The organism is Terriglobales bacterium (genome assembly GCA_035764005.1).
Lineage (GTDB): Bacteria > Acidobacteriota > Terriglobia > Terriglobales > Acidobacteriaceae > Gp1-AA112.
In genome coordinates this window covers 1-21,220 of sequence record DASTZZ010000119.1, presented here as the reverse complement: position 1 = coordinate 21,220, position 21,220 = coordinate 1, and the positions used below count along the sequence as shown (strand labels likewise).

Below are 21,220 nucleotides of genomic sequence, written 5' to 3'. Positions count from 1 at the left end.
AAAACCAACGGCAACCCCTTCCTGATAAGGGAAAAGCGCCGGCGCAAAAACAACATCGCTCGTGCTCACGGGAGAGGTGTCGCCCGCAGAGTTCAAAATCAGATCTTGACAGAGCCGTCGTGGTTATAGACAGGATGACAGCTCTGGGCGGAATTCCCAAAATAGTTCGCAATCCAAAGAACGCCGAAATTTGCTGAGGGTTGATGCTTTCCCGACTAGTCTTTTTCATCCTGCTCGCGGCTTTGGCCGTCGCCCAAACACAACCGAACCTCACCCTCCACGGCACCGTTAAAGGCGCACAAAACAATACCTACATCGAAGCCCCATTCACAGTTCCCGCGCACACACGCCGACTGACAATTACGTTCCACTACACCGGCAAAGAAGAGAAGACCACGCTCGATCTGGGTGTGGAAGATCCTCACGGATTCCGCGGCTGGAGCGGTGGCAACAAGAGCACATTCACGATCAGCGCTGACGACGCAACTCCTTCCTATCTTCCCGGCGAACTTATTCCCGGTGAATGGAAGCTGCTGATCGGCGTTCCCAACATCCGGCCACAAAGCACCGCGTCGTACGAAGCAGAAGTTTTCCTCGAGCCTCTCGACAGGCCGACAAACGATGCCTTCACCAATACACCGCTGCGCCAAGGCCCCGGATGGTATCGCGGCGACCTGCATATGCACACGGCTCATAGCGATGGACACTGCAAGAGCCATTCAGGAAAGCAGGTCCCCTGTCCGGTGTTTCTCACGCTAGATGCCGCGACAAAGCGTGGGCTCGATTTCATCGCCGTCACCGATCACAACACCACGTCGCACTATGACGCGCTTCGCGAACTGCAGCCATACTTCGATCAGTTGCTGCTGATCCCGGGGCGTGAGATCACAACCTTCGTAGGACACGCAAACATCTTCGGTATCACCCAGTTCGTCGATTTTCGTGAGGGCTCCACCGACATGAATGCTTTGTTCGAGCGTGCGAGCCGTCTCGGCGCACTCGTCTCGATCAATCATCCCGGCGCTCCAACCGGCGAAATCTGCATGGGTTGCGGATGGCAGGCGCCCACCGACATGCGCCTGGTAAACACAATCGAAGCCGTGAACGGCGGATCGGAAGAAGGGCCGTACTCCGGAATTCCATTCTGGGAAAAGCAGTTGAATGCCGGCTATCGAATTCCAGCAATCGGAGGCAGCGACAACCACGACGCTCAGCTTCCTCCCGACAGGCCCGGCTCCATTGGCAGTCCGACGACGGTTGTGTATGCAAACGATTTGTCGGTTGCATCGATTCTGGCCGGGATGCGCTCGGGTCGGGTGTTTGTCGATCTCACCGGCTCGAAAGATCGTCTGCTCGATTTCGCGGCGCGCGGGTCCGGGACTGAGACAGTGATGGGCGGAACAACGCAAGCGCGCTCGGGCGAAGTTTTGGAATTATCGGCGCGCGTAGTCGCGTGCAGCGGATCGAAGCTGCGAATTGTCGTAGACGGACGCGAAGATTCGTCGATTCCGCAGGCCGCTATTACTTCGGCGGATCAGACGCTCACAGCAAAGTGGACCAGCGATGGCAAGCGACACTGGCTGCGCGCCGACGTAGTTTCCGGTTCTGGGAAATTGGAAGTGCTGGGGAATCCGATTTACGTGAATTTCTGACGCGAGCTTCGATCCTTATGCCGTAGAGAAAACACAAGGTCCTTCGGCCAACAGCAGGCCTCAGGATGACACGGTGTTTAGAGCGAGAGTATGTGCAGTCACTCGCTAAAGCACAGGCTAAGCGCTGGCTAAGCAGCAGCATCCAGTCATAGCAAAATGGATGGGCGACAATCTCCAATGCCGTGTCATCCTGAGGCTGCCGTTGGCCGAAGGACCTTGTGTTTCGTTAGCTAACCAACATGCACATTCAACGATTCTGTTTCCGGCTGATTTCATCTTTCATCATCGTCATTCCCGCCTCCGGGCAGACAGCCTTCCACCCCGGCTCGCGCACAGTAATGGACGCCCACAACTGCTATCCCTACGGCGAGTGGTGGGACAACCGCATCGACCGCGCGCTCACGGCAAAGCCGCCGCTGGCGATTGAGCAAGACCCATATTGGTACGTCGATCCAAGCACCGGGAAGGGAAGATCGGTCGTTGCACATGGCGCGCCGCTGAGCGGCCACGAGCCGACGCTCGAGCACTACTTCTTCGATCGCGTACGTCCCATTATGGAACAAGCGCTGCGGGAAGGAAATCACGGCGACTGGCCGCTGATCACACTCAATCTAGACTTCAAGACGGAACAGCCGGACCATCTGGCTGCTGTATGGCAACTGCTGAACAAATATCGGAGCTGGATAACTACTGCTCTCAAATCGGGAGACGCGAGCAAAGTGGAGCCGCTCGACATCAAACCACTGCTGGTCTTGACCGGCGAGTCCGACGCACAGCAGGCCGTCTTCCACGACCAGGTTCCAGTCGGCGCGCGATTGCTTGTCTTCGGCGCCGTCCACACCAACAAGCGCGATCCCATGGCCGCACCGGAGGTGATTGAGCCTGAGCCAGCGTCGAACTATCGCCGCTGGTGGAACAATCCGTGGTCGGTGGTCGAGCGTGGCGGCCAAAACGAAGCTGGCGACTGGAGTAAAGAAGACGAGCTTCGACTGCGCGCGTTGGTCGAGCACGCGCATGAGCATGGCCTCTTTATCCGCTTCTACACCCTTGATGGTGCGACAAAAGAAGAACTTAGCTGCAATGGATGGTTTGCGAGCTACAACTTCGGATCACTCGATGCTGCACAACAAAGGTGGCAGGCCGCCGCTCGGGCAGGCGTTGATTTCATTGCTAGCGATCAATATGAAAAGCTGGCAAGCTTTCTGGCCTCAGACGGTGGTAAGATGCCCGGTTCCTTCCGAACGAACCTCACTCTGAGGAGGCAGTATGGCAACAGCAACTCCGCTGCAAGTCCACAACGTAGTCACTGAATTCTTAGCAACTCCAAGAAAACTTCTCATCGATGGCAAATGGGTCCAGTCTCATTCCGGCAAGACCTTCGATTCCATCGATCCTGCAACCGGCGAGGTCCTCGCCCGCGTCGCCGAAGGCGATAAGGCCGATATCGACCTCGCAGTAAAAGCCGCGCGGCGCGCGTTCGAATCCGGCCCGTGGTCGAAGATGAGCGCCAGCGAGCGCGGACGCATCATCTGGAAGATCGGCGATCTTCTCCAGGAGAATCTGGAAGAATTCGCCGAACTAGAAACCTTGGACAATGGCAAGCCGCTCAGTGTTGCGCGCGTTGCCGATGTTCCGCTCGCCGCTGATCTCTTCCATTACATGGCGGGATGGGCCACGAAGGTGGAAGGCAGCACAATTCCCGTTGCGGGACCGTTCCTTGCCTACACACGGCGCGAGCCGATCGGCGTGGTGGGACAAATCATTCCATGGAATTTCCCGCTGTTGATGGCCGCCTGGAAGCTTGGCCCTGCATTGGCGACCGGCTGCACGGTCGTCTTGAAACCGGCAGAGCAGACTCCACTTTCCGCGCTTCGTCTCGGGGAAATCGCTCTCGAAGCTGGATTGCCACCGGGCGTTCTCAACATCGTCACCGGATTCGGCGAGACCGCAGGCGCGGCGCTTGCTGCGCATCCGGATGTCGATAAGATCGCCTTTACAGGATCGACCGAGGTCGGCAAGCTGATCGTGCAAGCCGCTGCGGATAACCTGAAGAAGGTCACATTGGAGCTCGGCGGCAAGTCGCCAAACATCGTCTTCGACGATGCTGACGTGAAGCAGGCCACGGCTGGCGCTGCCAACGCTATTTTCTTCAATCACGGACAATGCTGCTGCGCTGGTTCGCGCCTATTTGTCGAAGACAAGATTTTCGACAGAGTCGTCGAAGGGGTGTCGGAGTCCGCAAAGAAGATTAAGGTTGGTCCGGGCATGAACGCCGACACCACGATGGGGCCGCTCGTCTCTGAAGAGCAGTTCCGTCGCGTCCGCGGCTACATGGAAGCTGGCTTGAATGAAGGCGCGAAGGCGGTAGTCGGCGGCAAGACAGTCGGCAATCGCGGATACTTCGTCGAGCCAACCGTGCTCGTCAACACAAAGCCCACAATGAAGGTCGTGCAAGAGGAAATCTTCGGACCGGTTGTGACCGCGATGCCATTCAAGAGCATCGACGAGATCGCCGCCGAAGCCAACAACACCACGTACGGTCTCGCAGCGGGCATCTGGACGAAGGACATCGCCAAAGCCCACTCACTCGCGAACAAGCTAAAAGCCGGAACGGTGTGGATCAACTGCTACAACGTCTTCGACGCCGCCATGCCGTTCGGCGGCTACAAGCAATCGGGCTGGGGACGCGAGATGGGCAAAGAAGCCCTCGAACTCTACACGGAGACGAAGGCGGTCTGCGTCCGCATCAACTGAAGTTGTCAGACGAGGTACACAGGCCGGGCAGGAGCCCGGCCTTTCTTCTTCCAGGAACGGCCAAGGCAGTCCCATAATTCCTTGCTCGAATGTGCTTTTCTGTGCCGACTGCCGAAGCACGAGTTTCGCTGTGAACAGCGTAAAAAACAGCGTACTGTTCGGAGTTTTGCTGTTTTCTGCCCATTCTTAGAAGATCTCGCAAAAAGAACAGCGAAGAACAGCGTAAGAACAGCGTAATTTCGGAGAGCAGGCGATGTGGCTGGAATTGCCGTGGTGTACATCAAGGTCACGCTCAAAACCGCAGCCGCAAGGCGAACAACAGCGTAAAAGCACGGAAGATTTTTCTTTACTGTAGGTGCCCACTTTTCCCAGCGGCAGGATCGAGTGAGGCTACTCGGCCCTAAGCGTCTGCATTGGATCGATGGCGGCGGCGCGCCGAGCAGGAATCCATGTTGCCAGAAGCGCCACTCCGATCAACAGCGCACAGGTTGCACTCAGTACCAGAGGATCGGTGGGCGATACGTCGTAAAGAAGATTGCGCACCAGGCGAGCGCCAAGCAATGCTCCAACCAGACCAATTGCGCATCCGAAGGCCACCCGCCGCATGGTCTGCATGGTAATCCAGGCTTTTACGTTTTGCGGCGGCGCTCCCAGCGCCAGACGCACCGCGATTTCCCCTTTGCGCGACGCAACCGCATAGGCTGCGACACCAAAGACTCCCAATGCCGCGAGGCAGATCGCCAAACCGGCGAAAATCGAGAGCAGCAACGTGAGGAACTGGCGCTGCCGCAGACTCTGCGCGACGTAGTAGCTCATCGGATGAATGCGAACCGGAATATCCTTGTCGATACTCTGGATCGCATTCTCCGCCGTTGCAGCAATACTGTCGGGATCTCCGGCGGTTCGCACCATCAGCACCATCGCGTTCTGCTGGTGTTGTTTCTCAGGAAAAAAGATTTCCGGATCAGTTTGGGAATCGAGCCCATACTGTTTCGTGTCCTCAGCTACGCCTACGATTTGCAGCAGGTCTCCTGTTTCGCCGCGACCGCCGAAATGAACTGTGTGTCCGACGGCATCTCCGGCCGGCCACCATTTGCGCGCGAATGCCTGGTTGATGACTGCGACGTGCGGCGAAGAATCCGCGTCCGTCGGCAGAAATGGACGTCCGGAGATCAGGCGAATGCCTGCGGTGCGGAAATAGTTTTCGTCGGCGATGTTGAAGTTCGCGTCCGGCAGATCGGCGTCGTTGGGATCAGTTCTTCCCGGAATGGAATAGAAATAATCGCCGCATTCTCCTGCGAGAGGAGGAGTGCAGATGTTCCCGACATCTGTAACGCCCGGCAGCGCACGCAATTTTTCTTCTGCGGCAGAGAAGAAGGCCAGACTGCTTTCCTTCGACTTGTATTTGTCGCCACTCAGAATGATGTCGAGAGCGAGTAGATGCCCGGGCTGGAAACCCGGGTCGACGGCGAGCGTCCTCCGCAGGCTCTGAACCAAGAGCCCAGATGCAGCAGCCAGCAGCAGCGTTATCGCAACTCCGCCGACGAGCAAAGCCGAGCGCACACGCTGTCGTCCGCGTCCCGCATAGGAAGAAGTGGAATGACTTCGCAATGCCTGTTCAGGCGCAACGCGCAGCGTTGCCCATCCCGGCAGCATGCCGCAAATCAGTGACACGCAGAGCGCCGCGACAAACGCAAATCCCAAAATGGGCCATTGGATCGCTGTTTCGTCCAAACGGGGAATGTTCGAAGGCCCGAGGCGCAGCAGGAAGGGCAAAGAGAAATATGCAATCGCTACTCCGCACACTCCTGCAAGCAATGCGAGCCAGATGCTCTCGCCGAGCGATTGTTGAAAGATGCGATATCCGCTGGCGCCGAGCGCGCTGCGAATCGCGAACTCGCGTTCGCGATCGGCGCCGCGGGTAAGCAGAAGGTTGCTGACGTTGGCGCAGCCCACGAGAAGCACGATCGCAACCGCGGCCATCAGCAGCCACAGAACGGGGCGAATCTGGGCGAAGTATTGATCGACCAGCTTTCTCGTTATTACGGAATGGCCTGCGTTCGTGGCCGGATACTCTGCCGCAAGCCTTGTAGCGATTCCCTCAAGCTCCGTTTTCGCAGCCGCGGCAGAGATGCCGGGTTTCGGCCGCGCTAAAACGCTGAGGCTTCCATGTGCCGTGCGATTGTTGAAGTTGGCATCGGCAGCTTCAGGCCCAAGCGGCACGTAGAAATCTTCGCTGCGCCCGAAGAAGAAATGGAAGCCCGCCGGCATCACTCCAATCACGGTGTAGAGCTTGCCGCTGAGTTCGATGGCTTTGCCGATAACAGCCGGATCGGCATGCAGCTCGTTCTGCCAGAATTTATGCCCGAGCACCACAACGGGAGCGGCTCCGGGGCGATCTTCGGAAAAACCAAACACTCGTCCGCTCTCCGGCGTAGCTCCGAGCACAGGAAAGAATTCGGATGTGACCTGCGCGCCTCGGGTAAGTGTGGTCCGGGTGCCGTCGAAGTAGTCGTAGTGCCGAAGGTCAAACGCGGCTAAACCTTCGAACGAATGCTGTTGCGCACGCCAGTCCTCGAAATTAGGCCAGGTGACGCTCATCTCGCCTGCCTTCTGCGATTCGCGGAAGACGAGGAGTTGCTCAGGATGAGCAAACGGCAAACTGTTCAGCAGCACCGCGTGGATCACGCTGTACATCGCCGTGGTTGCACCCATGCCCAGAGCCAGCGTGAGCACTGCAGTCGCGGTAAATCCCAAAGATTTGATCAGACGGCGTAACGAGTACCGGAGGTCTTGAATAAAGGACATAGAAGAGCTAGCGCCCTGGTTTCAATGGCAGTTTTGCGGCCAGCTCAGGGTTCGCCAAGTAGTTGAGGAGCAACCTTCTTTAGAAGACATACGCGAGATACTTTCTCAAAATCGCAATCACTGTTCGAAAGCGAACATCCCGATTCGCCCCAGTTCATCTCTCGGGAGTCACTCGTAGCGCAGCGCGACTAAAGGATCAACTTTAGTGGCTCGTCGAGCCGGAACCAGGCAAGCGGCGACTCCTACCATGACAAGCACAGCCAGCACTCCAGCGAAGGTTAGCGGATCGCGCGCCGAGACTCCCCAAATCTGGCTTTGAACAAAGCGCGTGAGCGCCAGGCTGACGACTTCGCCGATGATGATACCCATGGCGATGATCAGCAATCCTTTTCTCAGCACCATGCGTAGAACGGATCCTTGCTGTGCCCCGAGAGCCATGCGGATTCCGATCTCGTGCGTTTGCAGGCTCACCGAATAAGCCATCACGCTGAACACTCCAATTGCGACGAGCGCCAAACCGATCCCTGCAAAGACCCCAAAGAGGATGAGTCCGAAGCGAGGCTGCGAGTACGAAAACTGTTCGAGGTAGCCTTCCAGCGTTCCGGTGAGTGTCAGCGCGACTCCGCGATCGACCGACCAGATCTCACGCCTGACATTCAACAGCATCGACATCGGTTCGACTGCAGTTCGCACCAGCACGCCGCGCTGGAATGCACCGGAGACGCTGTAAGGCATGAACGCTTCCGGCTGCGGAGCTTCCTGCAAGCCGCGATTTTTCACGTCCGCAACTACGCCGATAATTTCGAAATATGCATCCTTCGGAGATTCGGGAACGGTATCGAGCAGGTTGAACTTGATGGACTTGCCAATCGGATCGTCAGTGCCAAAAAAGCTGCGCACCAGCGTCTGATTGACGACGATCACATGACGGGCGGAGACAACGTCAGATTCGGAGAGCAAGCGTCCTCGCACAAGCCTGATTCCTAGAGTAGGAAAGTATCCTTCGCTGCAGAGCTGGAAGATCGAACGCCATGCTTCCGCATGACTCTTGCCGGGAACGGTCACTTCACTTAGAATGCCGCCATAAGGAGGAAGCGTGCTGGTCTCGGTCGCAGCAACGACTCCAGGCAGCGCGGTAATTTTGTCGAGAACCTGACGGAAGAAAATCGCCTTCTGTTCCGCCTTGTCGTAACGCCCTTTCGGCAGGGGCGTGCGCGCCACAAGGATGTGATCGGGCGTGAGTCCCAGATCCACATGCTGCAGCGCGAACAGGCTGCGCATCATCAGTCCGGCGCCGACCAGCAGGACGATGGAAAGCGCGACTTGCGAGACCACCAGCCCAGAACGGAACTTGCCGTGACGAAATGGGCCTTGCGTGCCTTTGCCTGTGTCTTTCAGGCGATTATGCAGTTCGCCGCGAACAGAATGAAACGCCGGAGCCAGTCCGCATAGCAGAGTTGTGACTGCCGTGACTCCCACCGAAAACAACAGCACACGGGCGTTCAGAGTAATCACGGTTTCAGCCGGTATGAGATCAGGAGGCAATGCGGCGAGCACGCCTTTGATTCCGCCATAGGCGAACAGAGAGCCAGCCAAACATCCGAGCGCAGCCAGGATGAAGCTCTCGACCATCAACTGCATCACAAGCCGCGCGCGGCTCGCTCCCATCGAGGCGCGAATTGCGATCTCTTTTTCTCGTGCGGTAGCTCGCGCCAGCAGCAGGTTCGCAACATTGCTGCACGCGATCAGCAGCAGCATGCTTACGGCTGCCATCAGAGCAAAGAGCATGACGCGAAACTGTCCAACCACCTGATCGGCGAGCGACATAACTTTAATGCTGAAATTCGCCGGATAATCCTTGCGATAGACAGTCGAGAGTCGGCGGGCTACCACATCCAGATCGCTGGCCGCTGCCTTAAGACTTACGCCAGGCTTGAGCCGGCCCAGCAGCCAGACGCGATTGAACGGAGAGGTATCGTTGCGGGCTAGAGTCAGCGGCAACCAAAAATCATCAGCGCCGAAAAGAAAGCGCGGCGGCATGATGCCAACCAGCGTCACCTGCTTGCCATTCAACTCCAGAGTGCTGTTGATGATCGTAGGATCGCCGTTGAAATCCTTCTGCCACACGCGATAACTCATCACCGCAACCGGAGGCGCGTCGGGGCGCGCATCGTCTGGCACCAAGATTCTTCCGAGCAAGGGCTGTATACCGAGGAATTCGAACGCATCGCCTGTGACCTGGCCGCCGCTGTATTGCCTTGTACCCTCTTTGTCGGTGTAGAGAACATCTTCTCCGTTGTTGGCAATCAGTCCTTCCCATACATGGTTCTGTTCCTTGTAGTCCATGTACTCGGCGTAGAAGAAGCCACCGCGGCCATCCTGATCGGATCGAGTGTTGTCGTGAATGAAGAACATCGCCAGACGATCGGGATTCTTGTAGGGGAATGGCTCGAGAAGAACGTTGTCGAGGACACTAAAGATGACAGTGGTCGCTCCGATGCCAAGTGCGAGCGCCAATACCGCCAGGAATGCAAAGCCGCGATCCTTCCGCAGGCTTCGGAGGCCGTACCGCAGGTCCTGCCAGAACCAATTCAGTCTTTCCATTCTTCCGCCTCCCGAACGAAGTTCGCGCACCTTCGTTACGAGCTATAGACGGTAGAACGGGAGGAAAGTGTCTGGAGTTTTAGAAAGTTTTGAGCATTGGGACGAGTGCCTATTTCCTGATGCGCTGAAGGAAGTGCCTGTCGAGTTCCGGAGTAGTCCGGAAGGAAGTTTCGTTTATCAGACGCGTGTATGCAGCATGAGCGTTCATCAAGCCCTTTTCGTGAGCTGCCAACAAAACGCCCAACGTGCCGGTGGTTGCGAGGCCGCGTCGCTGCGCTTCAAGACGCCCACGTCGCTCGTCGATTAGGAGAACATCGGCGTGTTCTTCCTTGCAAGAAGAATTGCATCTCGCTCCCCAGGGTCGAGAGCGTCAAGCGCAGGATCAGAGCTGGAAGATGTCCTCCTGATATCGATCCAAGTCGGCAAGGATAAAAGCCAACTTTTGACAGAGCCGGGAGAGGATGGATGATCTAGCTCATGGAGGACGGCTTCTGGGATCAGCGCTCGCTGATAGAGGCTTGGAAGGAGAGAATCACAGGCGATTTGGACAAGATAGTTAATGGGTGAAGTATCGGCAACGACGATCACCCTCAGATGAGACCTTTGCTTTCAAGTTGTCGGAGAGTATTCTCATCCGCCTTCAAGTCTTCCAGTCCGTAGGCGTGCTCGTGAACATCACGAGCCTTCAGGAACCCGTCGAATTGAAGCCGAGACATTCCCAATAGTTGGCTTCCCTGGTAGTGCGAAAGAACTCCGGAACGATAGCCTTCGATTACTAACCGCTCAAGCGCCTCGCGTCCCGGATCGGCGTGCTCAGCCACATCGTCGGGCAGAATGACCTTGATTTCCATGTGGTGAGAATAGCATTCTGCGTTCGAAGCCGCCTATTGTGCTTTGCTGTCCTTTTCACGCCTGGGAGGCTTCTGTCGGGCACCGTGCCAGAAGTGGAGTATGTCAATCCATTCCGATTCCTCGTGAACGCGGTAGTAAATGGTGATTGGAGTGTGCGCAAGTTGCCGAATCCCTGGACGGTCAGACACACGACTTCCGATGTATGGGAATTTCTTTAGAATTTCCAGATGATCGAGAAGAGCATTCCCAAAGCGTTCCGCCGAATCCGGAAACATCGCCCAGGAATACGAAAGGATTTCTTCAAAGTCAATTAGCGCTGCTTTTGTGAGGCGAACTTGGAAAGCCACTGGGGAATCATCTTTCGAACGTCATCAGCAGCAACAGTACGACCCGCGTCTGCATCCTGCACACCGCGATCAATCGCAGCCAAGGTCTGATCGTCCACGTTAACCTCGTCGGTGGCCGGGAGGTGCATCTGAAGGTCGCTCATACAATGCAGAATAGCTTTGGCTGAGTCGCCACACAAGCCAAATCCACAGTAGGCGGTTCTTGTGGCCCGAACTCCCTCTTGCATTGCAGCCACTTACGGACCAACATGAACGCCGGCCTGGAGATTTGCGTATTTCCTGTTAATTAAACCCGAGTTGTCACGTCTTCGGAATGCACGGAAACTGCCTGTCGGGTACCCCGAACGGCAGGACGGGCAGAGGAGATGGGCACGTGGAGGCAGTATTGCCAGCGGCTATTGATCGAGACATACCGAGGCCGGCGCAGACCGGTCCCACCGTGCTGGAACGGGTGTCGCTCGAGCGCGTGTTCGTGGAACACAAAGAACGCGTCTTTCGCGCGGCATATCGCGTTACCGGCAGCGTCAGCGATTCGGAAGACGTGGTGCAAAGCGTCTTCCTGAAGCTCGCACGGCGCGAACTTGGAGAGATGGGCGATGACATCCAGAACATCGGCGGATACCTGCATCGAGCCGCAGTAAATGCAGCGCTCGATCTCATACGCGCCCGGCGCGACGCGCAGAACATGCCGCTGGAGGACGCCGAGATTTCGCGTCCGCTGGAGTTGTCGTCGCGCGCTGAAGGGGAGTACAGTCCGCTGGAGCTGAGGCGCTGGTTGCGCCAAGCCGTTCCCAAATTAGGAACACGACCGGCGGAGATGTTCGTCCTCCGCTACATTGAAGGACGCGACAACAGCGAGATCGCCAAAATGATGAAGACCTCGCGCGCGACCGTAGCCGTCACTCTCCATCGCACACGCTCTCTGCTCAAGAAGGACTTCCGTGCCTATATGGAAGGCAACAAATGAAGGGCATTCATAACAATCCGGACTACATACTCGATAAAGCCATCGACGCCGTTCGCGCCGATCAGGCCGATCCTCAGGCGGAGCAGGCCGCGACGACCAATGCTTGGCAGCGCATCAGCCACGCTATTGGCGTCGAAGCAACGCTCGCTCCGCTCAACCGCATTGAAGGCTGCGCAGACGTGCTGCGTCTGCTGCCTGACTACGAAGCTCACAAACTTTCGCCTGCTCGCGCGATGCTAGTCTCAGACCATCTACGCGAGTGCGCCACCTGCCGCGTACAAGCCAAGCTCGATAAGACTGCGGACAGCATTCTGCCGTGGCGCGCGAATTCCGTGGCGCGTCCGCAGCGCTGGAGTTTTGGACATTACGCTCTCGCTGCAAGTCTGGTGATCGCTGCAGTTCTGGGCGTGACGATCGGACGCAGCGGGTTGCTGGCTCCTTCGGGATATCGCGCCGCGCTGGAATCAGTACAAGGGACTCTCTATCGCGTGGATGCCGGCGGTGAACACCGCGCCCAGCCGGGCGATCAGTTCAGCGAAGGCGAAACCGTGCGCACCGCTTCGGGATCTCGGGCCATGCTGCGCCTGCGCGATGGCTCGCTCGTCGAGATGAACGGACGCAGCGAACTGTATGTCTCTGTCGGCTGGCGGAATACGAGTATCAATTTGGGGCGTGGCGCCGTGATCGTTCAGGCTGCGCATCGAAGCCGCGGCCATCTCTATGTCCAGACTGCCGATGCACGTGTAGCTGTAACCGGCACGATCTTTTCGGTTAACTCCGGAATCAAAGGTTCGCGGGTATCGGTGATCGAAGGCACGGTGCGCGTCGCCCAGGCAAGTGGCGACTCGGTTCTGCACGCCGGCGATCAGGTCGCAACCAACGTCAGCATGGGCGAAGTCCCGGTTAAGCAAGAGATCGCGTGGAGCGAGAACCGCGACAAATATCTTGCGCTTCTGGCCGAATTCTCGAAGCTACAGAAGAACATCGAACGCATCAAGCTGCCAGATCTTCGTTATGACAGCCGCCTGCTCCGAGTGGTTCCTCAAGACAGTGTTATTTATGCCGGCGTTCCCAATTACGGAGAGGCGCTGGCGCAAGCCAATCAGCTCTTCCAGCAGCAGTTATCGCAAAGCCGGATTTTGCGCGATTGGTGGAATCAGCAAGGACCAGGCCGCACTAACGGCGGTGTTGACTTTAATCGGACAATCGAGACCATTCACAACCTGAGCCAGTATGTCGGCAAGGAGATTGTCTTCAGCTGCACCGGCGGACCAGGACATGACGGCGCGCCTCTGGTTGTAGCTGAGATCGCGCGTCCAGGATTACGCGAGTTCCTCGAAAGTCAAATTCAGCAGGGCAAAGCCGACGATTTGCACCTGCTCTCTCCAGAGAATCTTGGAACTGTGGGCGGGGCTCAGAATCGCGGTCTCTACGTTCTGATCACGCCTGAGTTCGTTGCCGCTTCGCCGCAGCTTTCGGCGTTGGTAGCTCTGAAGAATCGGTGGTCTTCAACTTTAGGCTCGGGATTTGCCGAGTCTGATTTCGGGAAGCGCATTGCTTCTGAGTATGCCTCCGGCGCTGGCTTACTGGTGGCGGTGAATCTTGAGCAGATCGCGACGTATCATCCGCAGCAGCCAGAGCAAGCTGCACGTCATGAACGGATGCTCGAGAGCAGCGGTTTCGCAAATGTGAAGTACCTGATCGCGCAGCGCAAAGACTACGACGGTAAGGCTTCGAACACAGCCGAGCTTAGCTTCAATGGTCCGCGCACTGGAATTGCGTCGTGGCTCGCAGCTCCGGCCCCAATCGGCGCGCTCGATTTCATCACGCCCAATGCTTCGGCTGTAGGTGCGTTTGTATCGAAGAGTCCGGCGCTGATGCTCGACGACGTTTTTTCACTCGCCACTCGGGCCGATTCCAATGCCGCGGCCTCGATAGCTAAGGAGCAGGCGGAACTCAATCTTGATTTGCGCAACGACTTAGCTGCGTCGCTCGGAGGTGAAGCTGCAATGGCGCTCGATGGTCCATTGCTCCCGACACCTTCGTGGAAGCTGATCGTCGAGGTCTATGATCCGAGCCGGTTGCAGTACAGCATCGGGAAACTCGTCGATGCGGTGAACCGCAGCGCGGCCGAGAACAATCGTCCTGGATTGAAAGTGGATCAGGAAGATGTTGGCGGAAGAACCTTCTACACCATCCGCTCGCAGGATCCAGTGATGCAGGTTGAAATACATTACACATTCGCTGACGGCTATCTGGTCGCCGCCGCAAGCCAGGCGCTGGTCGAGGAATCACTTCGGACGCGCAGCAAGGGCGACAGCATCTCGCGTTCTGATAAGTTCCGCGCGATGTTTCCGGTTGATCAGCACGCGAATGTCTCTGGGCTCATTTACCAAAATCTCGCTCCAGTCGTCGCGCCTCTCAGAGGCCAACTGCCGGCATCGCAATTGCAATCGATCCAGACTCTGGTGGCAAACAGCGAGCCATCGGTGATCTGCGCGTACGGCGATGAGAACCAGATTGAGCTGGCGAGCACGAGCAAGACGTTGGGAATCGACCTGAAGACGCTCACGATCTCGGCGCTGCTCGATCAGTTGAAATCGGGAACTCCGAAAGCTCAGACTCCGTAAAGGACAGCAATGACGCCAGTCATCGAATTCGACAGCCTGGAAGTTCGCTTCGGCGCGCGCGCAGTACTCAAGCAGCTCCGAGGCGAGCTTCGCGGGCGCTGCATTGGCTTGCTCGGTCCCAACGGGTCGGGCAAGTCAACGCTGCTGAACACGCTGCTCGGCTTCTATCCGCCGGCGCAAGGCACAGCACGCATCTTCGGCAAAGATATCGGCGTACACAGCCGCGAGCTGCGCGGACTGATCGGCTACATGCCGGAGAGCGACGCCTTTATCTCCAACATGACAGGCGTGCACTTCGTCCGCTACATGGCGGAACTTTCGGGAGTGCCGTCGGCGCAAGCACTGGAACGTGCTCACGAAGCGCTCTTCTATGTCGGACTCGGCGAAGTTCGCTATCGCAAAGTGGGAACATACTCGCTCGGCATGAAGCAGCTTGCGAAGCTGGCGCAGGCGATTGCGCATGGCCCCAAATTGGTATTCCTCGACGAACCGACCAATGGCCTCGATCCGCCGGCGCGCACGCGCATGATTCAGCTCATTCGCGAGATTCGCGATTCCGGAGACATGCACGTCGTGATCTCGTCGCATCTGTTACGCGATGTGGATGAGTGCTGCGATGAAGTCATCATTCTCCGGAATGGGAACATCGCCGGCATTTGCAACATAGAAGAAGAGCGGCGGCTGAATCGCAAGTTTCTCGAACTCGAAACGCATGGCGAAGATAACTCATTCGCCGACGCCGTCCAGCAACTTGGCTGCGAGTGCGCGCTGTTCGGAAAGGGAAGGATGAAGGTTGTGCTGCCGGAATCGATCGAGATTCGTGAGCTCTACAAGATCGCCGCGCAGCGAGAGGTGCAAATCCGCCGTATGAACTATCGTCGCGACTCGCTCGAAGACATCTTCCTCAAAGCCATGGAAGAAGTGGGGGCACGCAATGGCAGTCTATAAGCGCAGCTACAAGCCTTATGAAGGCCGCATAACTTCGGACCGCTGGCGCTTTCTCGTGCTCACACGTTACGGGTTCTCCGGCTTGTTCGATTCGCGCCTGTTCACCGGCGCGTTCGTGCTCAGCTTTGTGCCATTCCTCATCGGGTTCACCGCGGTTTACATGGCGCACAGCTCTGCGCTGCAGACAATGCTGCAGATGCGCGGGCCGAGTCCGCTGGCAATGAACAGTTTCTTCTTTTTGGCATTCCTGGGCTTTCACGCTTGGATTTCATTCCTGCTCACCACTTGGCAGGGACCGCAACTGGTAGCGTCAGACTTGGCAAATAATGCGCTGCCGCTGATTCTGGGACGGCCCATCTCGCGAGCAGAATATGTGCTCGGCAAATTTCTGGTGATTGCGACGTTGCTCTCAATAATCACCTGGGTACCGATGCTGATCCTGTTTTTCTTGAACGCTGGGTTAGAAGGCAACGGATGGTTATGGTCACATCTGTGGCTCGGTGGTGCGATTTTCCTCGCGTCCTGGATGTGGATTGCCATTGTAGGCCTGGTAGCGCTTGCTGCCTCGGCGTGGCTCAAATGGCGTGTGGCGGCGAGCGCCGTGATGCTGGCGTTCTTCTTTGTGGGACCAGGATTTGGCGCCGCGATCAATGCCACCTTGCACACGAGCTGGGGACACATATTCGACATCCTGTACGCCGTGAAGCTGATTTGGGTCGGCCTGTTCCGAGTACCCATCTCGACAGCACACGATTTGGATATGTTGGGTATTCCGGTATGGGCTGCTTGGTGCACCGTCGCAGCAACCTGCGGACTCTCCCTGCTTCTTCTGAATCGGCGGTTGAAAGCGCGCGAGGTGGTGCGAGGATGAGCGCGGTTTTAGGGGACAGGGAGCAGGTTACAGGGAACAGGGAACAGCCGGAGTCCATCGTGTCCACTGCGTCCATTTCGTCCACGAAAGCCGCCTGCGTGGAGAACCGCATCCTGCTGCAGAACGTTTCCAAGTTTTATGGCGAAGTTCTCGGTGTAAATCGCGTGAATCTGTCGATTCCGACTGGTGTCACGGGATTGGTTGGCCCAAACGGCTCGGGCAAGACCACGTTAATGAATTTGATTACGGGCCTGATTCGTCCGACGCAGGGCCGCGTTTCCGTTCTGGGAATGTCGCCGGATCGGCCGGAAGAGCTTTTTCGAAAGGTCGGCTATTGCGCGCAGTTCGATTCATTCCCGAAAGGGGTCACCGGATTTTCGTTCGTGTATAACACGCTCCGCCTGCACGGACTCGACGATCACGAATCCGTGCGTTTGACGCTCGAAGCTTTGGAACGCGTGAGCATGACCGAAGCCGCGAATCGCAAAGTTGCCGGATATAGCAAAGGCATGCGTCAGAGGATTCGATTAGCACAGGCAATCGCGCATCATCCGACGGTGCTCATTCTTGATGAGCCGCTGAATGGCCTGGATCCGATGGCGCGCGCCGAATCGCTGGAGCTCTTTCAGGCGCTTGGCAAAGAAGGGCTGTACGTGATCATCTCCAGCCACATTCTTCACGAAGTCGACAAGATGTCGGATCAGGTAATCCTCATGAGCAGCGGATACGTGGTTGCCGAAGGACAGATTCACGCTGTGCGCACTGAAGTGAAAGAACACCCAATGCAGATTCTCGTGCGCTGCTCTGACCCGAATTTGCTGGCCTCACGAGTCTTCGCGCAGGATCATGTAGTCGAAGCCAAGCTCGTGGACGACGGCAAAGGCGTGCTCGTCCGCACGCGCGACGCCGACGCTTTCTATCTGCTGCTGAACCAGCTCGTCGTAAAAGACAACATCTCGCTAGAAACCGTCGCGCCAGCTGATGACGACGTGAATTCGGTCTATCAGTACCTGATCGGATCGGAGAACAAGACGATATGAGCCGCCTTGCTCAACTCCGCAAGAGTTTTTCCGAGCAGCCGTGGGAGCTTTGGACGCGCCAGATCGCCGCGATCCTTCGCATGGATCTGCGCAAGAACTTCTTCTCGCGTCGCGGCATCTGGATTTATCTGCTTGCGTTCGCTCCAGTGGTGATCATCGCGCTGCATGCGATCATCGACCGTGCCGATCCCAATCAGATACACACCGATACGGAAGTGTTGGCAGGCATCTTCCAGTTCTTCTATCTGCGCTTTGGAATCTTCTTCGGATGCCTCGGTATCTTCACGTGGTTGTTTCGCGGCGAGGTGATCGAGAAGAGTTTGCATTACTACTTTCTCGCTCCCGTCAAAAGAGAAGTGCTGCTGCTGGGCAAGTTCCTCGGCGGCGTGGTCACGTCGGTAACACTCTTTGGCTTGGGAGTGCTGGCGAGCTTCTCCGTGATGTATGCCCATTTTGGTCCTGCGGGGCAGTTCTACGTTTTCAGCGGTCCCGGAATGGGACAGCTTCTCGCCTACCTGGGCATCACTGCACTCGCCTGCATCGGTTATGGTTCGATTTTCCTGATGCTCAGCCTGCTGATTAAGAACCCGATCATTCCCGCGGCAATCGTTCTGGGATGGGAGACCTTCAGCCCGGTTCTGCCGTCGCTGGTGCAGCGTTTCAGCGTGACCTATTACCTGAAGCAGCTGTGCCCAGTGTCGATCCCGGCTGATGGACTGCTAGCGCTGTTCACGGTTGTGAGCGAACCAGTCAGCACATTCGCGGCGGTTCTTGGGCCTATCGTGCTCGCCACTCTGGTCCTTGTGCTCGCCTGCAAGTTCGTCCGCCGCTTCCAAATCAGCTACGCCGCGGACTGAGCGTCGGCCGACCTCTGCTATACTCAAAACACCGGAATCGCGCTAAAACGTGCGATTCCCCTGCCTTTTAAGCACGTCGGGGAGTGGCTCAGCCTGGTAGAGCACCTGGTTCGGGACCAGGGGGTCGGAGGTTCAAATCCTCTCTCCCCGACCAAACTATCCTAGAATCAGCGACTTACAAATGCGCGAAATAGCCGCTGAACCCCTTGTCTCGCACCAGGTGCTCTGGTCTTCAGAGGCCATGGTCGATGGTTTCTCTTTCAAAACAGGAGGCTTAACATCGCAATCCGTGCAATTCTGAGCACAACCTTCACTCCTTTATTTATCAATGAGTTCCCGATGCCGCAGTCCAAGGGTTTACACAGAAGGGTTTACATTCTTTCGCAAAGTGCTCTTCTAGATAATCCTCTCACTCTTTCGGTTGACTCTGACGTGCCTCCCGTTTTGGGAAGAATCGATATAAGCCTAGTGGGTAGCGATCTCTGAGAAACTCCGCACGTGTGACCCACGTCACAGCCGCAGCGTCGGGGTGGCCTTGTAGAATATGTATGACGTGAAGATCGTCCGCCAACTCGCAAGCCTTCTGCTGCTGATCATTTTGCTTGGTTTTCCGGCAATGGCGTGTCTGATACCGGGCGCTGAAATGACCGAAGCAGAGCGAGACTGCTGCAAGCACATGGCGCAGCAGTGCGGCTCGATGAACATGCCGTCGTCGCATTCGTGCTGCCGAAAGGAAGTCAGCAGCCCGGATTCGATGTTGGGCGCCACGTTTGCGCAACTGATGGTGCCGGCTTTGAGCGGTGCCGTTCTTAGCGAACTGCCGCAGCCGCTTGTTATCAAGTCACAATTTTCTTCGTTCGAGTTACACCCGCCGCCTGAGAGTCCCCCAAGCACGTCTTCCATTCTGAGAGTCTAGTCCGGCTTTCGTCTGTTCCGGCATACGTGGTCGTGTGCCTCTCCTAGCTGTCTGTTCACGGAGGAACGATGAAAGCCATTTTTGTTTGCCTGCTTTGTCTCCCGTCCGTCATGGCTATTGCCGCGGACGACCCGTATCAAACTGCACTTGCCACATTGCCGCAAGAGCATTCGCACGCAAGCTCGAACGTGCTGCCGATCACTCTCGATGAAGCCGAGAAGATCGCGTTGCAAGCGAATCCCGACATTCGCGTCGCTGCCCGGAAGGTCGGGATTGCGGAAGCCCACGTCTCTGGAGCTGGCGCCCTTGATGATCCCTCTGTGATGTATCGCGGATGGCAGGTCCCGCTCACGAAGCCATGGGATTATAACGCGGCAATGAACATGTTCATGGTCGGCCAGGCATTTCCCGGACCGGGAAAGCGGGCGCTGCGCTCGCAAGTGGCGACAGATGCAATCAGCGTCGCGAAGGCGGAACTTGAAGCCAAGAAGCGCGAGATATCAGCTGCGGTTCGCAAGGCTTTTTACGACCTACTTCGCAGTGCTGATGAGCTGAGAGTGCACGATGAGCAGGTCGGCATTGCACGGCAGGCTTTCGAGGCGGCGCGAATTAAATATTCGGTCGGCAAGGTGCCGCAACAAGATGTTCTGAAGGCGCAGGTCGCATTGACCAAATTGATCGAGCACCTCGTGATGCTCGAACAAGATGCTGACTTAAGCCGAACAACGCTGAATACGCTGCTCGGGCGCAGCCCTGACACGCCGCTCGAAGTGTCGGGCCAACATATGATTCCTGCCCAGATCCCCAAGCTCGCTGAGCTGACGCAGCTCGCGGTCCAGAGCCGTCCGGAATTGATGGCTTCTGCGGCAAGCATCAAGCAGGCGCGGGACGAAGTCGCGCTTGCGCGAAGGCAATACACGCCCGACTTTTCGGCCAATGTTGGGTACATGCTCACGCCGAGCGGTTCGCAATTCCGCAACAACTACATGATTGAAGGCTCGATGACGTTGCCCTGGCTCAATCGCCGCAAACACCAGTCGGAGATCAACGAAGCAAACGCCACAGTTGAAGAACGTCAGTCGGAATTCGATGCCATGCGTTTGACGGTGTTCCAGCAGATCCAGGAGGCCGTTGTACGGGCAAATTCCGCGAAGCGCCTGGTTGATCTTTATCTAAAGTCGCTTCGGCCCCAATCGGAAGCTACGCTTCGCTCCACTGTCATTGCCTACGAGAACGACCGCACCGACATTCTCAATCTACTCGACAGCCAGAACACCACTCTGGACGTTGACTATGCATATTTCCGTGCTCTCGCCGATTTCGAGCAGCGAATGGCGGAACTGGAATTGGCAGTTGGTGCTCCCGTGCCACGATCAGAGGGACTTGCGACGGCCTTACCGGAGGTGACGCGATGAACTACCGTAAGGCTTTTTTCGCAACCGCGTTTGTCGCAATCGCATTGGCGATTGTCCTCGCTTATTTCCTGCGGCAGCCACATGCAATGCCGTCACAAGCATCAAGAGCCGCTATGCGAGAGACATCGGCCGCTTCTCCTGGAACAGCATCGCAGCAAACGGAGATTGCGCCCAAGTTGTCCCCGGTACAGCTTTCTCCCGAACGACTCCAGCGCATCGGTGTGAAGTTCGGCGAGGTTAAGCGCCAACCTGTACAAGACGAGATTTGGGTTACAGGTAATGTTGACCTAAATGAAGAGCGGCTCGCGTATGTGCAGACGCGATTTCCCGGCTGGATTCAGAAAGTGTTTGCCGATGCGACATACCAGTACGTTCGCAAAGGCCAGCCCTTATTCACCATCTACAGCCAAGACCTCGTGAGCACCGAGCAGGAATTCCTGCTTGCGCTGAAGAACCACCAGACGCTTCCGAAGACCCAATCAGGCACAGCATCCCAAGAAGCCGACTGGCTGCTCGATGCGGCACGACAGCGCCTTCGGCAGTGGAACGTACCAAATAA

15 protein-coding genes and 1 tRNA gene are annotated in these 21,220 nt (G+C 56.9%); 12 read left to right on the top strand and 4 right to left on the bottom strand.

Annotated features, from left to right (window positions below; translation table 11 throughout):
* Positions 1-203: 203 nt before the first annotated feature.
* The 3 genes from VFU50_20030 to VFU50_20020 all read left to right on the top strand — a co-directional run bounded on the left by VFU50_20030 (position 204) and on the right by VFU50_20020 (position 4,406).
* Positions 204-1,652, top strand: coding sequence for a CehA/McbA family metallohydrolase (locus tag VFU50_20030; GenBank protein ID HEU5235157.1), 1,449 nt, complete (start codon positions 204-206; stop codon positions 1,650-1,652).
* 239 nt (positions 1,653-1,891) lie between these two features.
* Positions 1,892-2,962, top strand: coding sequence for a hypothetical protein (locus tag VFU50_20025; protein ID HEU5235156.1), 1,071 nt, complete (start codon positions 1,892-1,894; stop codon positions 2,960-2,962).
* Complete coding sequence (locus tag VFU50_20020) at positions 2,919-4,406, top strand: aldehyde dehydrogenase family protein (protein ID HEU5235155.1); 1,488 nt, start codon at positions 2,919-2,921, stop codon at positions 4,404-4,406. The genes VFU50_20025 and VFU50_20020 overlap by 44 nt, the downstream gene beginning before the upstream one ends.
* A gap of 390 nt (positions 4,407-4,796) precedes the next feature.
* Here VFU50_20020 and VFU50_20015 read toward each other — a convergent pair whose 3' ends face one another.
* From VFU50_20015 to VFU50_20000, 4 genes are all read right to left on the bottom strand, one after another.
* Positions 4,797-7,214 (bottom strand): ABC transporter permease, encoded by a 2,418-nt coding sequence (locus VFU50_20015; GenBank protein ID HEU5235154.1) that lies wholly within the window; start codon positions 7,212-7,214, stop codon positions 4,797-4,799.
* A gap of 168 nt (positions 7,215-7,382) precedes the next feature.
* Positions 7,383-9,818 carry an ABC transporter permease gene (locus tag VFU50_20010; GenBank protein HEU5235153.1) on the bottom strand — a complete coding sequence of 812 codons (2,436 nt, stop codon included), beginning with the start codon at positions 9,816-9,818 and terminating at the stop codon, positions 7,383-7,385.
* A 590-nt stretch (positions 9,819-10,408) separates the two neighbouring features.
* The gene (locus VFU50_20005; protein ID HEU5235152.1) at positions 10,409-10,669 is read right to left on the bottom strand and encodes a UPF0175 family protein; all 261 of its coding nucleotides are present in this window, start codon (positions 10,667-10,669) and stop codon (positions 10,409-10,411) included.
* A 311-nt stretch (positions 10,670-10,980) separates the two neighbouring features.
* A complete protein-coding gene (locus tag VFU50_20000; GenBank protein HEU5235151.1) occupies positions 10,981-11,160 on the bottom strand; it encodes a hypothetical protein in 180 nt (59 codons plus the stop codon).
* Positions 11,161-11,390: 230 nt separating this feature from the next.
* Between VFU50_20000 and VFU50_19995 the strand changes: the two genes are divergently transcribed.
* The 9 genes from VFU50_19995 to VFU50_19955 all read left to right on the top strand — a co-directional run.
* Positions 11,391-11,984, top strand: coding sequence for a sigma-70 family RNA polymerase sigma factor (locus VFU50_19995; GenBank protein ID HEU5235150.1), 594 nt, complete (start codon positions 11,391-11,393; stop codon positions 11,982-11,984).
* Entirely contained in the window at positions 11,981-14,614 is a 2,634-nt protein-coding gene (locus tag VFU50_19990) for a FecR domain-containing protein (protein ID HEU5235149.1), read from the top strand. Before VFU50_19995 ends, VFU50_19990 begins: the two co-directional genes overlap by 4 nt.
* 9 nt (positions 14,615-14,623) lie before the next feature.
* The gene (locus VFU50_19985; protein ID HEU5235148.1) at positions 14,624-15,562 is read left to right on the top strand and encodes an ABC transporter ATP-binding protein; all 939 of its coding nucleotides are present in this window, start codon (positions 14,624-14,626) and stop codon (positions 15,560-15,562) included.
* Positions 15,549-16,433: a hypothetical protein gene (locus tag VFU50_19980; protein HEU5235147.1), complete on the top strand. Its 885-nt coding sequence runs from the start codon at positions 15,549-15,551 to the stop codon at positions 16,431-16,433. Before VFU50_19985 ends, VFU50_19980 begins: the two co-directional genes overlap by 14 nt.
* A 59-nt stretch (positions 16,434-16,492) precedes the next feature.
* Positions 16,493-17,473, top strand: a complete 981-nt coding sequence (locus VFU50_19975; GenBank protein ID HEU5235146.1) for an ABC transporter ATP-binding protein — start codon at positions 16,493-16,495, stop codon at positions 17,471-17,473.
* Positions 17,470-18,330 (top strand): hypothetical protein, encoded by an 861-nt coding sequence (locus VFU50_19970; protein ID HEU5235145.1) that lies wholly within the window; start codon positions 17,470-17,472, stop codon positions 18,328-18,330. Before VFU50_19975 ends, VFU50_19970 begins: the two co-directional genes overlap by 4 nt.
* Before the next feature lie 77 nt (positions 18,331-18,407).
* Positions 18,408-18,484: transfer RNA gene (locus tag VFU50_19965), tRNA-Pro, on the top strand.
* An 830-nt stretch (positions 18,485-19,314) separates the two neighbouring features.
* Positions 19,315-20,661: a TolC family protein gene (locus VFU50_19960; protein ID HEU5235144.1), complete on the top strand. Its 1,347-nt coding sequence runs from the start codon at positions 19,315-19,317 to the stop codon at positions 20,659-20,661.
* On the top strand, positions 20,658-21,220 hold a 563-nt coding region (locus VFU50_19955), incomplete at its 3' end, for an efflux RND transporter periplasmic adaptor subunit (protein HEU5235143.1). The genes VFU50_19960 and VFU50_19955, both read left to right, overlap by 4 nt.